Annotated in this window: 10 protein-coding genes; 3 read left to right on the top strand and 7 right to left on the bottom strand. The window is 43.3% G+C overall.

The features are described 5' to 3' along the window. Nucleotides 1-39 precede the first annotated feature (39 nt). The 3 genes from ABID99_RS01565 to ABID99_RS01555 are packed head-to-tail and all read right to left on the bottom strand — an operon-like array spanning nucleotide 40 to nucleotide 1,295. Nucleotides 40-870 carry an alpha/beta hydrolase family protein gene (locus ABID99_RS01565; RefSeq protein WP_373612646.1) on the bottom strand — a complete coding sequence of 277 codons (831 nt, stop codon included), beginning with the start codon at nucleotides 868-870 and terminating at the stop codon, nucleotides 40-42. 1 nt (nucleotide 871) lies between these two features. Next, on the bottom strand, nucleotides 872-1,081 hold the full coding sequence (locus ABID99_RS01560) for an RDD family protein (protein ID WP_373612645.1): 210 nt from the start codon (nucleotides 1,079-1,081) through the stop codon (nucleotides 872-874). 10 nt (nucleotides 1,082-1,091) lie between these two features. Further along, entirely contained in the window at nucleotides 1,092-1,295 is a 204-nt protein-coding gene (locus tag ABID99_RS01555) for a hypothetical protein (RefSeq protein WP_373612644.1), read from the bottom strand. Between the two features lie 144 nt (nucleotides 1,296-1,439). Here ABID99_RS01555 and ABID99_RS01550 point away from each other — a divergent pair, with 144 nt between their 5' ends. Next, the gene (locus tag ABID99_RS01550) at nucleotides 1,440-2,255 is read left to right on the top strand and encodes a DUF6597 domain-containing transcriptional factor (RefSeq protein ID WP_373612643.1); all 816 of its coding nucleotides are present in this window, start codon (nucleotides 1,440-1,442) and stop codon (nucleotides 2,253-2,255) included. 79 nt (nucleotides 2,256-2,334) lie between these two features. After that, the gene (locus ABID99_RS01545) at nucleotides 2,335-2,805 is read left to right on the top strand and encodes a hypothetical protein (protein WP_354485951.1); all 471 of its coding nucleotides are present in this window, start codon (nucleotides 2,335-2,337) and stop codon (nucleotides 2,803-2,805) included. 351 nt (nucleotides 2,806-3,156) lie between these two features. Here the strand turns inward: ABID99_RS01545 and ABID99_RS01540 are convergent, their stop codons facing one another. Together ABID99_RS01540 and ABID99_RS01535 are read right to left on the bottom strand one after the other, a co-directional pair. Beyond that, complete coding sequence (locus tag ABID99_RS01540; protein WP_176627962.1) at nucleotides 3,157-4,683, bottom strand: carbon-nitrogen hydrolase family protein; 1,527 nt, start codon at nucleotides 4,681-4,683, stop codon at nucleotides 3,157-3,159. Nucleotides 4,684-4,727: 44 nt separating this feature from the next. After that, nucleotides 4,728-5,114: a MauE/DoxX family redox-associated membrane protein gene (locus tag ABID99_RS01535; RefSeq protein WP_090529065.1), complete on the bottom strand. Its 387-nt coding sequence runs from the start codon at nucleotides 5,112-5,114 to the stop codon at nucleotides 4,728-4,730. Between the two features lie 168 nt (nucleotides 5,115-5,282). Here ABID99_RS01535 and hemA point away from each other — a divergent pair, with 168 nt between their 5' ends. Beyond that, entirely contained in the window at nucleotides 5,283-6,509 is a 1,227-nt protein-coding gene (gene hemA / locus ABID99_RS01530) for a glutamyl-tRNA reductase (protein WP_090529068.1), read from the top strand. 394 nt (nucleotides 6,510-6,903) lie between these two features. Here the strand turns inward: hemA and ABID99_RS01525 are convergent, their stop codons facing one another. Continuing rightward, nucleotides 6,904-9,273, bottom strand: coding sequence for an ABC transporter permease (locus tag ABID99_RS01525; RefSeq protein WP_176627961.1), 2,370 nt, complete (start codon nucleotides 9,271-9,273; stop codon nucleotides 6,904-6,906). A gap of 349 nt (nucleotides 9,274-9,622) precedes the next feature. Then, complete coding sequence (locus ABID99_RS01520) at nucleotides 9,623-13,282, bottom strand: ABC transporter permease (protein WP_176627960.1); 3,660 nt, start codon at nucleotides 13,280-13,282, stop codon at nucleotides 9,623-9,625. Nucleotides 13,283-13,680 lie beyond the last annotated feature (398 nt).

Here is a 13,680-nt window from a genome sequence, read left to right as displayed (position 1 = left end):
AACGCAAAAAAGTTACGGATGGTTGAAGCGGCTCAACCTTTATTTACTTAAGAATGATATTGCCGTATCACAAAACTCAACCAGCGGGGCAGGCAAAGCATCTCCGGTAAAAGGATGTTCGCCGCCAAAAGTATGATCTGCACCTTTTTGCACTATGTATTCCGCAGCAGGATTAGCTTCATGCAATTGCAGGGAATGGCTTACAGGTACGGTAGGGTCGGCATCACCATGAACGATGAGCCATGGCTGTTTTATTAAACCTGCCTGCCTAATGATATCCAGCCTCAGCGGGTGATTGTCAAGATCATCTAACAGGGTTGATTTAACAGGCATTTGCTGCCCGGTACGCTTATTTTCAAAGTAAAAAACGCTCTGCAAACGCCACTGTTGTTCTATTTGCTTAGGCCACAGGTTCCGGAAACCGGATATGGAAGCCATAGTTACCAGCTTTTTAATCCGGCTATCTTCGGCAGTTTTGATAATACTTACACCGCCGCCCATGCTATGCCCAATGAGGTATACACCATTAGCCATAGGCATACTTGCCCCACTACAGGCAAAATCAATGATGGTATCCAAATCTTCCAGTTCAATAGAGACGGTATTATCGGCAAAGGCTGTCAGATCGGCAAAATCTAAGGGATTGGCGGGCGTTGTGCCATTATGCGAAAAGTTAAATTTCAGGAAACGAAAACCCTTTTCGGCAAAATACCGGGCTAACAGATCATGCGTGCCCCAATCTTTAAACCCTTTAAAACCATGGGCAAAAATTACCAGCGGCGTATTTTTAAAAACATCGTCGTAGGTAACATCGATAAGCATTGGCCGCCCTTTAGCGCCGGGAAGGGTAAAATTATCTTTCCTGATCATTTTAAAATACTATTTCGGTTTCAGTAATATCCGAACGCTTCACAACAACGGTTCCCGCAAAAAGGTCACCTATCCGTTGATGCTTCTCTGTTTTTGTTATACAAATTATCGCAGGCAATCCATAAAAAAGAATATCAAAGCAATCGCAAACCCGGCGTTTAAACGCATCACCCAAAGTTAATTTGCCGCCGTTGACTTTAACTACTTTCAACTTACATATATCATGACACAACAAAATACAGAAACCACACAATAAATACAGGCAATGCCATCATACCATCTACCCGGGAAACACCAGGTGTAGAACTTTGATTAAATACCGTTACGTAGGTGTAGAAAAAAGCGAAGTAAATTCCGTAATCTATCAATGTAGCTATGATACGTAGCTTAATATATGGCTTAGGTTTAATGTCAACAATTTTCATCACAATGAATTACACCATCGCAATATATAAAATATACTACTTACACCCTTTTCCAATTAAAAGTAATTATACAACTCTCCCGTCCCATCGGGGCCTTTCGCAGATTTTATTTATTAAATTTGAATATATTAGATTGCAGTCGACATGCGCTATACCGAATATCCTCCCAATGGCATACTAAAAGATTTCATACAATGTTATTTTGTGTGCGAAACAGATATTCCTGTTATGACTGATGACAAGGTGTTTGCTACCGGCGCTGTCGAGATCTTATTCAACCTGGGAGCGGATGGCCCTCAGCAAATAAAAAATGGCGGCCTGGTAACCTGTCCCGATATACAATTGTGGGGACAAACTATACAGCCACTTACTTTTACCTCTTACGGTAAGCACTGTATGTTTGGGATCCGTTTTTTCACCCATACCGCCGCCTGCTTTTTTAATGAGCGGATAGAAGAATTTAATGACCGGGTCATTGATTTCAAAGAGCTGGGAGGAAAGGAAGCTGCTTTGTTACATTTGAGATTAATGGAGGCCAAAACGCCGGACCGGAGAATAGATTTAGTTGAAGAATTTCTGATGAAAAGGTTGTTAGCATCAGGGCCTAAATTCAGCAGGCTAAAGCTGGTTAACAACATCATGCTTGACTTAAGAAAAGAGGATTTTCTGGAGAATATCAATACAGTGGCAGCTAAATACGGTCTTTCCTCCCGGTACCTTCAGAAAATATTTTTAAACTATTCCGGGCTGAGCCCGAACTTGTACACTAAAATAGCACGGTTTCAAAAAAGCCTTTACCGGGTTGCCGAAAACAAACAATCGCTCACCTCTATCGCTTATGAGTGCGGGTACTTTGATCAGTCGCATTTTATAAAGGATTTTAAATTCTTTACCGGGTCGCCCCCTTCCCGGTTTTCGCCCGAAAGTTCAACCGATTTTTCCGCCGCGCTCAATAATTAAGCTGTTCCGATTTTTACAATTTTGGTCCATTTTAAGGATATAGTTTCGCTTTAGTTATTCATTCAATATTTAAAGGATCATGAAACAAAAAACCTTAACTGCAGCAATTATATGCCTGTGTCTTTTCTTAACGTACAAAAGCGGCATCGCCCAGGCAAATAATCCCGGCTTACAGCAGATCAAAAGCTCAATTCAAAAAATAAATACACTTTATTATGAGCTGTTTGCAAAAAGTGACGCCTCAATCATAAACCTGTATACTGATGATGCCATATTATTGGCGCCAAATATGCTGCCTATCAATGGCAAAAAGGCACTGAAAAAGGATTTCGAGGATACCTTTGTTGCAGGAAAAGTTAAAGGGGTTAAATTCCAAACGGGCAATATCTATGGCGATGGTAAAGCTTACATTACCGAAGAAGGCACCTGGCAGGTTTTTGACCCAAATGGTAAAGTTCTTGATGATGGGAAGTATTTAAAATTGTGGAAACTCACGAAAGCCGGCTGGAAAATATTCAGGGATTCTTTTAACAGCAACCACAAAATTTAAAACATTCCAGTCCCATCACGGTCTCTCGCAGTTTAAGTTTATCCATAAAATCAATAGTCAAATTGGGTAATCTTGATAAGTTGAACCCCTCTGGGGTTCGGGTATAGGGTGTGATGTTATTTCTACAAACCTTTTCCCCCTCTGGGGGATTTTTACAATTTAATAAACATGTATTAATCGCCCAAGGACAGATGCACCAGAGGTGCAAAAGGTTTGTAGCTCGTAAAGTTATAAAATACCCTTTGCCCCAGAGGGGCAAAACACGACGACTTGCTGTTTAAACGACAAGCAATTTTGTGGATAAACTTAAACTCGCAGAGGCATTGATGGAACAACTAAGGGGGACAATCCCTACACCCTCTTCCCATTAAAAGTAATGTTATACAAATCCGTGCGCCTGTCTTTGATATTTTGCACGCTGCCGTACTCATGCAGCTCATCCAGCAACGACAGGTCAACATCGGCAATAACAATCATTTCGGTGTTTGGCGTAGCTTCAGATTGGATCCCGTTAGTCGGGAAACCAAAATCTGAAGGTGTAAACACCGCCGACTGTGCATAGCTGATACCCATATTATTTACATTAGGCAGGTTGCCTACACAACCCGCTATAGCGACATAGCATTCGTTTTCCACCGCACGGGCCTGGGCGCAAAACTTAACCCGGTTGTAACCGTTTTGCGTATCGGTAAGGAAAGGTACAAACAGGATCTGCATATCCTGACCGGCCAAAATGCGTGACAGTTCCGGAAACTCTACATCATAACAAATCAGGATGCCAACTTTGCCGCAATCGGTATCAAAAACTTTCACCTCATCGCCGCCGCGCATTCCCCATGAGCTAATCTCGGCCGGGGTTGGGTGAATTTTGTATACCTCTTCCATGCTGCCGTTCCGCCTGAACAGATAGGAAACGTTATATAACGACTCCTCAAAAATATAAGGCATACTGCCCGCAATGATGTTTACATTATAGGATACCGCCAGTTTTGAAAACTCCTCGATAATGGGCTGGGTATATTTGGCCAGTTCGCGCATGGCCTTGGCCGAATCCATATGGTTATAATCGGACATGAGCGGTGTATTGAACAGCTCGGGGAACAGGATAAAATCGGCCTGGTAATCGCTCACCGCATCAACAAAATATTCGGCATGCTTCATCAGCTCACTGATATTACTGTACGAACGCATCTGCCATTGTACCAGGCCAATACGTACTACTGTTTTATGATTGATAACATCGCTTACTTCCTCGTAATACACGTTGTTCCACTCAATAAGTGTAGCAAAACCTTTTGAGCGGCTATCCTCGGGCAGGTAGTTACGCAATACCTTGCGCACGTGAAAATCATTTGACAGCTGAAATGATAATGTTGGATCATAGATCTCCTTATACTTTACCTTATCAATATACTGACGCGGCGTAAGCTCGTTCTGAAATTTTTGATAGTTGGGGATACGCCCGCCGGCAATAATACTTTTCAGGTTCAACTTTTCGCAAAGGGCCTTGCGGGCATCGTACAACCTCCGTGCAAGTCGCAAGCCGCGATATTTAGGATGGATAAACACATCAATACCGTACAGTACATCCCCTTTGTCATTATGGGTTTTAAAGGTACTGTCGCCGGTAATTTGCTTGTAGGTGTGGTTATCGCCAAATTTTTGGTAATCGACTATAATAGCCAGTGCACAGCCAACAACCGTATCGTTAACGGTAATGCAGATCTGCCCTTCGGGGAATATTTTGATGAGCCGGCGAATAGAATTGGCATCCCAATAGTCCTCGTCCATATCCATATAGGCCGATTTCATTGATTTTTTTAGCTCTTGGTAGTCCTGTACTTCCAGGTTGCGCATTTCAATACTTTGCAGATCCATATTTTTATTTTGCTTCGATAGCAACAGCCAAACGCTGTTTTGGTTTAGGCTTTTTTAGTATCGGTTGTGTGCCACCAGGCCCAGTAGATCAGCACAAACTGCAGGAATAGGCGCAGCCATGCTAAAAAAGGTGTAACCGTTATGGAATTTAACTTCATTGGCGCTTTAAATGCCATGCTCACGTGGATCTGCAAAAAGGCAATCAACATTAAAACAATTCCCCAGGCAGCCCAGTACCGTGTTTTGGATGGTATAAGTAACAACCCTAATGAAATTTCGGCAATCCCGGCAAGGAGGTTAACAGTCTCTGGGTAAAGCAGGTTATTGGGCATTACGGCGTAGTAAAAGCCCGGATCGCGGAAGTGATTAAGGCCTGCAAGCACGTAAAACGCCACGAGTATTACCAGGCTTATTTTTTTATACTTATCCATGTTTTAATTTACAAATATTTTGTGATACGCATTGCAAAACAGTTTAAATACTGCAAAACAAGCCGTTTTTGCAATTTATAACCATTCCAAATAAGCCTGTTTGACAAAGTGTTGACATTGGATGTGCCGAATAGTGATACTTTTGTTCGGTCAAATTTTAAAACTGCTTTGAAGTATCTAAAGGTAATAGCTTTTACGCACAAACAGATTGAACTGAAGGAATTGGGTAGATTGGTGGTTTGCCAGGAAAATCTGACAGATAAACTTGCACAGGTTAAAAAGCAGTTCAATATCCCGGAGATCTTCTACCTGGCTACCTGTAACCGTGTGGAATTTGTAATGACAACCCCACAATCTGTTGACAAAGATTTTGCCAAAAAATTCATAGAAGCCTTTAACACAGAGCTTTGCCATGATTCACTGAGTACTTTTATGGATAGCGCGTCTATTTATGAAGACCAGGAAGCCATGGTGCACTTATTGCGCACTTCATGTTCGCTGGAGAGTTTGATCGTGGGCGAAAAGGAGATCCTGGCCCAGTTACGCAAAGCATATGAACATTGCAAAGAGGCCGGCCTAACCGGCGATGCCATGCGCATGATCATGAACTGCGTGGTAAAAACAGCCAAGGAAGTTTATACGCATACCAACATCTCCAAAAACCCAATCTCGGTAGTATCGCTGGCTTACCGCAAGCTTAAAGACCTTAATCTTTGTTCAAATGCCCGTGTATTGATCATCGGCGCAGGCGAAACTAACCGTAACATTTCCAAATATCTTCAAAAACATAAATTTTCAAACTTCGCGGTATTTAACCGTACCGTGGCCAATGCCGAAAAATTAGCTGCCGATTTGGGCGGAGAAGCGTTTGACCTCGAAGCTTTGAAAAGCTATAAAAAAGGTTTTGATGCCATTATCACCTGCACATCGGCAGTTGAGCCAATCATCACTACCGAAATTTACCAATCGCTGCTCAACGGCGAAACCGGCAGGAAAACCATTGTCGATCTTGCCATCCCTAATGATACCGCTCCCGAAGTGCTGGAGCAATTCCCGGTTAACTTTATCGAAGTGCACTCGCTTAACGAAGTTGCCAAAAAGAACCTGCAGGAACGTTACCACGAACTGGTACACGCCGAAGCTATCATTGAGCAAAACATTGCCGAATTTGTACAGCAGCTTAAACAGCGCCGTATTGAGGTAGCTATGCGCCAGGTACCCGAAAAAATCAAGGAGATCCGCAATACCGCCATCAACTCGGTTTTTGCCGATGAAGTACAGGGCCTGGACGAGCAATCGCGAGAGATCCTGGAAAAGGTGATCAACTACATGGAGAAAAAATATATCAGCGTACCCATGGTTATGGCGAAAGATATATTGATCAATGAAAACTAAAACTTTCTGAATCAGAATTTACGGGATTTGAGGATTGACAGAATGCTTGCTTTTGTCTGAAACCGAATTTCTTTAATTTAAGAATTGATCAAATGCAAATCTGATACTAGTCGAAGTGTAGCGGAGCGTAACTTCGTCCTGAAATGAGTTAAGCTTTCAGCTTAACCGAACACCATATCATCAGCATGCAAAATATCAAATGTATGCTGCAAACTGTTTACTCATAACTGCCAACTGGATATGGGCGTTACCTCCGGTCCGGGCTGTATACTCATACGCCTGCAGGCTTTACGCTCGCTGGCCGGTATCCGCTCCCATCCCTAACGCAGGTATTTTTCGTTAAACCTATTTGGCTATTATTGGGGCTTATTTCCCTTATAAAACAAACATTCAATCATTCCGTCCTCAAACTCTTTATCGGGTTAACTGTCGCGGCTTTTACAGATTCATAACTAACCGTAATCCAGGCTATTCCCAATGCAGCTACAGAGGCAATAAAGAACACCAGCCAGCCAGCATTGATATGATAAGCAAAACCCGACAGCCAGCTGTTAACCGCATACCATGAAAGTGGGATAGCGATAACTATAGCTATCAAAATGAGCCTGGTGATACCTGATGACAGTAAGTAAACCAGGTTTACTACCGACGCCCCTAACACTTTGCGTACGCCAATCTCCTTGGTACGCTGCTCGGCCATAAATGCTGATAAACCATATAAACCCAGGCACGAAATAAAGATTCCCAAAGCGGCAAAAAGATTAAAAATATTGCCCATTTGTTGTTCGCCTTTGTAAAGTTTGGATAACTCCTGGTCAATAAAATCAAATTTGAAGGGATAAGCCGGATTGAGCGCCTGGCTCATAGCCGCCAGTGCCTTTATTGTAGCATTAATTTTTCCGGGCAAGGTCCTGATCACCACATAACCGCCTATTTTATTGAAAGGTATAACCAACGGCTCAATGCTTTGCTGAACGGGCTTAAAATTAAAGTCTTTTATAACCCCTACAATAATACCCTTGTTACCCCAAACCGCTAATGGCTTGCCTATTGCAGTACTGGCGGTAAGGCCCATTACGCTGGCCATTTTTTCGTTGATCATGTAATTATTCGAGTCGGTTTTAAAAGCTGTCGAAAAGCTACGGCCGGCGGCTAACTTCATTTTGAATGTTCGCGTAAAATCTTCGTCAGCCGCCATTACCGGGATAGACAATTGCGAACGTGGGTCCTTACCGCTCCACTGCACATTAAGTGTCCAGCCGCCAAGTTCAGTTGGCAAATCTGTAATCGTTGTAAAATCGCTCGTCAGCGAGGTTTGCCTTAACATGTTTTTCAAAGCCTCCTGCTTATGCCAGATCTCGCCCGTCATTGGCACGTATAAAAGATTGGCTTTCTCGAAACCGGGATTCCTGTCCCTGATAAATTTAAGCTGATTATAGATCACCACCGTACCCACTAACAATACAATGGAAACCATAAACTGAACTACAACTAAAGCATTACGGAACAGCAAATTGCCTCCCATTGATTTCACGTTACCCTTAAGCACTTTAACCGGGTTAAAACCAGAGAGAAATAAGGCAGGATAACTTCCCGAGATAAGACCAGTTATTAAAGCAATACCGGTAAGACTTAACCAAAGCCTGGCATCCGACAGATCAATAACAAGTTTCCTGTTAGCCAGATCATTAAACACTGGTAAAAACATCCGAACGATAACAAGCGCAAGCAATAGGGAAAGGAAAGAGATAAATACCGACTCGCTTAAAAACTGGATAACCAATTGCCCGCGAACAGCACCCGCTACCTTACGTAAGCCTATTTCTTTAGCCCTGCGTGCCGAGCGTGCAGTAGCCAGGTTCATGAAATTGATGCAGGCCACAATCAATATCAATATGGCGATCGCAAAAAAGATGCTTACATACTGCGCATTCCCATGCCCCGGCGAATCTCCCAATCTTTCAGGGTCAAGGTGTATTTTGGTTAAAGGCTGTAATTTGAAGGCAGCCTTGGTATCGAGACTGTGTTTGTGAAAAATCTGCCCGATTTGCGTTTCCAATTTGGCAACGTTAGCAGCGGAAGGGTCAAAACTTTTATCGAACTGTACGTAACCAAAAAAATTAAAATTATCCCAGATATTATTTTTTAGATCATTATTGGTTTGTGCTATTAAAGCCATAGGAAGCAGGATGTCAAATTGCAGATCGGAGTTAGCCGGGATATTGGCCATAACGCCTGTTACTACCAGATTTTCCTTATTATCTTTCCTTATCACTTTTCCTATGGGATCTTCTTTTCCGAAGTATTTTGTGGCGATATCTTCTGTTATTAAAACACCATTTGCCTGATTTAAAGCAGTAGCGCGGTCGCCTTTTATTAATGGATATGAAAACATGTCCATAAAATTGGGATCGGCATAAAACACATGTTCTTCCTGAAATTTCCGGTTACTTATTTCGAATAAAACAGATGGAAAACCGGGATATAAACGGGCTACATTTTTAACCGCAGGGATCTCCGATTTTAATCCAAAAGGCATCCCGGCCGAACTTGCCGCGGTTTTAGAATCACCAAAATCGCTGTCGATTCGATAGATCTGCCCGGCATTTTTATGGAACTTATCATAGCTCAATTCATTTTGCACCCAAAGCAAAATCAGGATACTTGAAGCAAGGCCTATCGCCAAACCCGATATATTGATAATGGAGTAAGCTTTATCCTTTATGACATTCCGGTAAGCCAGTTTAAAATATGTTTTGAACATGGGTATATTGATTGTAGAAGTTGTTGAACTTAAAACATTATTTAATATACAGGCATTATCTAAAACCCATGCCATTAATATAAATCATTGATAATTAAAACATTAATATCAATTTATTTATAACACCCGTTCGGAAACGTTACAACAAGTGTGCGCTTTTGCCGGGCATTACTACCCTGCGATAGAGCCCATCAAATTACGTTCCATCAGGGTCTCTCGTAGAGGACCCTGATGTCTTCGCCAAGCAGGTACGCCTTTTCTCGTAAGATGATCAAGGCTGATAGTGGAAACATCAGGGTCCTCTACAAGAGACCCTGATGAGAAGGTAGTCTCACAATCATCTTCCTGATTATTCTGTCCTCAAACTTTTTACAGGGTTCGCCAGCGCGGCTTTTAACGCTTTGTAACCTACCGTGAACCAGCCTATCAATAACGAAGTTGTAATGGCTGCCATAAAAACCCATAAGCCCGGCGAAATACGATAGGCGAAAGTTTGCAGCCATCCGTTCATCAGGTACCAGGCAAGGGGCGCTCCAATCACAAATGCCACTACGATAAGCACTAAAAACTCCTTCGAAAACAGGTACACAATGCTGCTTGTTGATGCGCCTAAAATCTTCCGGATCCCAACCTCCCTGGTACGCTGTACTGCCATAAATGATACCAGGCCATACAAGCCAAGACAGGAGATAAAAATCGCGATGAGCGCAAATACTTTATAAATCAGTTCGAGCTGGTTTTCCTGTTCGTAAAATTTGGCAATGCTTTCGTCAACAAAAAAACCGGTGTAGGCATATTCGGGATATTTTTTTTCCCAGGCACTTTGCACCAATGCTGCCGTTTTTGCAAGTCTCCGGCTTTCAATTTTTACGGCTATTTGCTGTTCCGATTGTTTTGAGGGGAACATCACCAGCGGTTTAATTTCCTCGCGCATGGAGTTTGTTTTAAAATCAGCAACAACGCCTGTTATAGGCAGGTTTCCGTAACTGTCGAAGGTGATAGTTTTACCCAAAGCATCGTCGGCACGTTTAATGCCAAGTTTGCGCACCAGGGTTTCATTCACCACCAGTTCGCGCGCGGTATCGCTGGCGCGATAAGGTTTACCCGCTATAAACCGGAGGTCAAATGTTTTAAAGTAATCCGCATCGGCCACTTTCATAAAAATATCAAAGCCTGGGTCCTTTTCTGAGTGGTTGAAAAAGAAATTACTTGAATTATTATGCGACGATGATGGTGCATCAGCCGAAAAGCTGGCTGCCTTTACTCCCGGCAATGTAAGTACCTGTTGCTTAAAGCTGTTTAATCGCGATAAACCTACGCTATCGGCAGGGCATGGTATAGCCAATACAGCTTCTTTATTAAATCCAAGGTCGGCGTTGTTTACAAAATCCATTTGCTTCACGGCGATGGCCGTTCCAATGATCAGCAGCTGTGAAATGGCAAACTGGGTAACTACCAGTACACGGCGGAGTGATATGCCGCCTACCGCTGCCGAATTAATCTTATTTTTCAGCGCCTGGACCGGTTTAAATCCTGATACGATAATTGCCGGGTATACTCCCGAAAGCAGGACCACAGCAAGTACTACGCAGGCCAGGCAAAGCAATATGCCGGGATTGAACAAACCAATGCTGTCCGAAACGCTGGCGATATGTTTGAGTAACGGTAAAGCTATTTCGGCCACGCAAACCGCAAGCCCGGCCGAAAACAGTACAATGATGGCTGTTTCGCATAGCACCAGGCCTACCAATTGCCCGCGGCTACTGCCCAGCACTTTGCGGATGCCTACTTCTTTGGAGCGGCCTACAGATTGCGCAGTCGAAAGGTTAATGAAATTGATGGATGCCATAACGATGATCAGCAACGCGATAAGCGACAAGGTACGCAGCGTGGACTTGCTGGTTACATGATCGCCCAGCGTGCCGCCAAAACTGGTGTCAAAATGGATTGCCGATAGGGGTTGCGCTACAGCATATCTTTTCCTGGCAGCGCGTTTACTATCACTATTAAATTGTTTTTCGGAAAAACTGAGCATTTGCCTTTCGATAGTGCTTTGCAGCACATTAGCCGGAAATTTTATATACACCTGGCAGTCACTGCTGGTTTCATCCCAGGTATATGAATAATGGTAGCTTTTGGCATTCTGCTTCCAGGTAATGTACGAAATTAGCACTTTAAACGGCAGGTCGGTATTGGGGGGAACATCCTGTATCACACCCGCAACCTTTAGCGTCAGCAGGTTGTCCATCCTAAGCGTTTTTCCTACTGCCAGTTGCCAGTTACCAAAATATTTTATGGCGCTGCTTTTATCTATCACCACCATATTGGGGGCCTTTAAAGCCGACGCGCTGCCGGCGAGCCAGGTTGCTGAAAAAATATTGAAAAGCTGGGGTTCGGCAAACATGATGCCGGTGTTCTCAATAAATTTTTTATCGCCGACGGGGTTACCATCGGCTGCAGGGGCCACGATCTGGCTGCCGTAAATGGCATTGATGCCAGCAACAACAGCCTGCGGAAAATAAAGGCGAAAAGCATCTACCGCGGGTGTTGAAATCCCGGCACTATACCTGATATTGCCTTCCCTGTCTTTTTTGGTAACGATGCGATAGGTGCTTTTATAACCGGGTTGATAGGTGTCAAAGCTCAACTCATATTGAACAACTACAAATATCAGCAGGCAGGCCGCAATGCCAACCGCCAGCCCGGCTACATTAATGGCCGAGTAACTTTTGTGACGGGTGATATTACGCCACGCGATCTTAAAATAATTTTTGAACATATAGCTGCGGTTTAATTTCCGGGAAGGCCACATAATTGTGGCTTCATGCTTCGAAATTACCCCTGCAAACTGGGTGTGTCGTCTTAAGTTATAACCTGGGAACTCTTTTTGAGGTTCATTTTTATATTCCGCCGGGCTTTTACCCGTCATTTGTTTAAAAATGCGGTTAAAGGTGGATTTTGAATTGAACCCCGACTCCAGTGCTATGCCAAGCAAGGTTATATGATCAAAAGCGGGATCCCGCATTTTCCGGATTACTTCCGCAACGCGATATTCGTTAATAAAATCGTTAAAGTTTTTTTTGAGAGCAATATTAATGATCCGGGATAATTCATGCACTGTGAGCCCAAGCTTGTCAGCGAGCGAGGTCAAACTCAACTCCGCGTCCTCGTAATACCGCTTGTCTTCCATAACCCGCCTGAGCCAGGCCCCCTTTTGCCGCAGCACTGCCGGAACCGGTGTTCTCGAAACCGCGGGAGCCTGCGCAATAATAGTGCTTCCTGGTTTTGAATGGACTGTCGCCGCTATCCAGATCATCATTCCTGCTAACAGCAAGTACAAGGGGTAATACGCGTTAATACCCAACCGGTAGTGGAAATAAAAATAATCCGCAGCGGCAAACGGCAGCCATAATAACCATAAAAGGCCCAAAGCCTTAATTAACCGATGCAGCCAGCGCATTTGGTTGCAGTAGCGGTCGTTTACGCTATTGAATTTTAACTCCCGGTCATAACTTTCTATCAGCCTGAAAGAAATATACAGGTAGGCAACCACCGAAATGAAGGCCACCATATTGAGTACCGGATTCGCTTGCCGAAAGATCGGTGTATCATAAGTTGCCGTGCCGGTGCTGACGCTTTGCCCAATCTCCAATACAAAAATGCCCTGTTGCAGCAACAAGGGGATAAAGTGCAGCAGATCCGCGCGGCGTAATTTATACTCTGGCCGGGTTATCATAAGTACGTAAAAATAAATGAGCGGACCAGGCGCAAGTGAAAATTGAAGCGGCAGCCGGCTCCAATGCGGAAAGTAAGTGCCCAATCCAATGCTTTGTCCCAATACCCGGACCATCCATAAAACTATGGTTAGCATCGCCAGGGCCAGAAAAAGGTTTGCAGCGCGATTAATATTGGGGGTAAACCATAAGAGCAGGCTAAAAGTCAGCCCGATAAATATCGTTGCTAAAAATGCAAAATCATAAGGGGTAATATGGAAAATGAATGCAGTCAAGTTGCCCAATTGCGTCAAAGGTTATTCCAACTTTATAACTTACTGAAATATAGCGATTACAATTTTACAAGAGGCAATTATTGTAATAAAAACGGACGTTTGGTTGTGCGGATATGGGTCACCATTATTGTTTGAGGATACAAAGTCAGGTTTGTGATTCCGCGGCGTTATGTTCCACTTTTCATTAGCCGGCCGAAGTTAAAATCTGTTATATGCGCCTGCAATAGCTATCTGACGAAGCTACGCTTCGTCAGATATAGAGAGAAGGGCACAAAGCTAATATTACATTCTTTAACTACTGGTGGCAATACTTTGTCAGTATCAAATTCAACCAACCGGTTTCACCTTAAAAAAATGAAAAAAAATGGGAAAAAAGATTAAAAAATCAGCTTTATCTT

It is taken from the genome of Mucilaginibacter sp. OAE612, assembly GCF_041806395.1.
Lineage (GTDB): Bacteria > Bacteroidota > Bacteroidia > Sphingobacteriales > Sphingobacteriaceae > Mucilaginibacter > Mucilaginibacter rubeus.
Note: the sequence above shows the minus strand (reverse complement) of the source record. Positions and strands in the feature narration are given on the sequence as shown.

What these genes read in the sequence shown, in the direction of transcription:
- ABID99_RS01565 (WP_373612646.1), bottom strand. Translation starts at nt 870, where the DNA reads ATGATCAGGAAAGATAATTTTACCCTTCCCGGCGCTAAAGGGCGGCCA.
- ABID99_RS01555 (WP_373612644.1), bottom strand. Translation starts at nt 1,295, where the DNA reads ATGAAAATTGTTGACATTAAACCTAAGCCATATATTAAGCTACGTATC.
- ABID99_RS01550 (WP_373612643.1), top strand. Translation starts at nt 1,440, where the DNA reads ATGCGCTATACCGAATATCCTCCCAATGGCATACTAAAAGATTTCATA.
- ABID99_RS01545 (WP_354485951.1), top strand. Translation starts at nt 2,335, where the DNA reads ATGAAACAAAAAACCTTAACTGCAGCAATTATATGCCTGTGTCTTTTC.
- ABID99_RS01540 (WP_176627962.1), bottom strand. Translation starts at nt 4,683, where the DNA reads ATGGATCTGCAAAGTATTGAAATGCGCAACCTGGAAGTACAGGACTAC.
- ABID99_RS01535 (WP_090529065.1), bottom strand. Translation starts at nt 5,114, where the DNA reads ATGGATAAGTATAAAAAAATAAGCCTGGTAATACTCGTGGCGTTTTAC.
- ABID99_RS01525 (WP_176627961.1), bottom strand. Translation starts at nt 9,273, where the DNA reads ATGTTCAAAACATATTTTAAACTGGCTTACCGGAATGTCATAAAGGAT.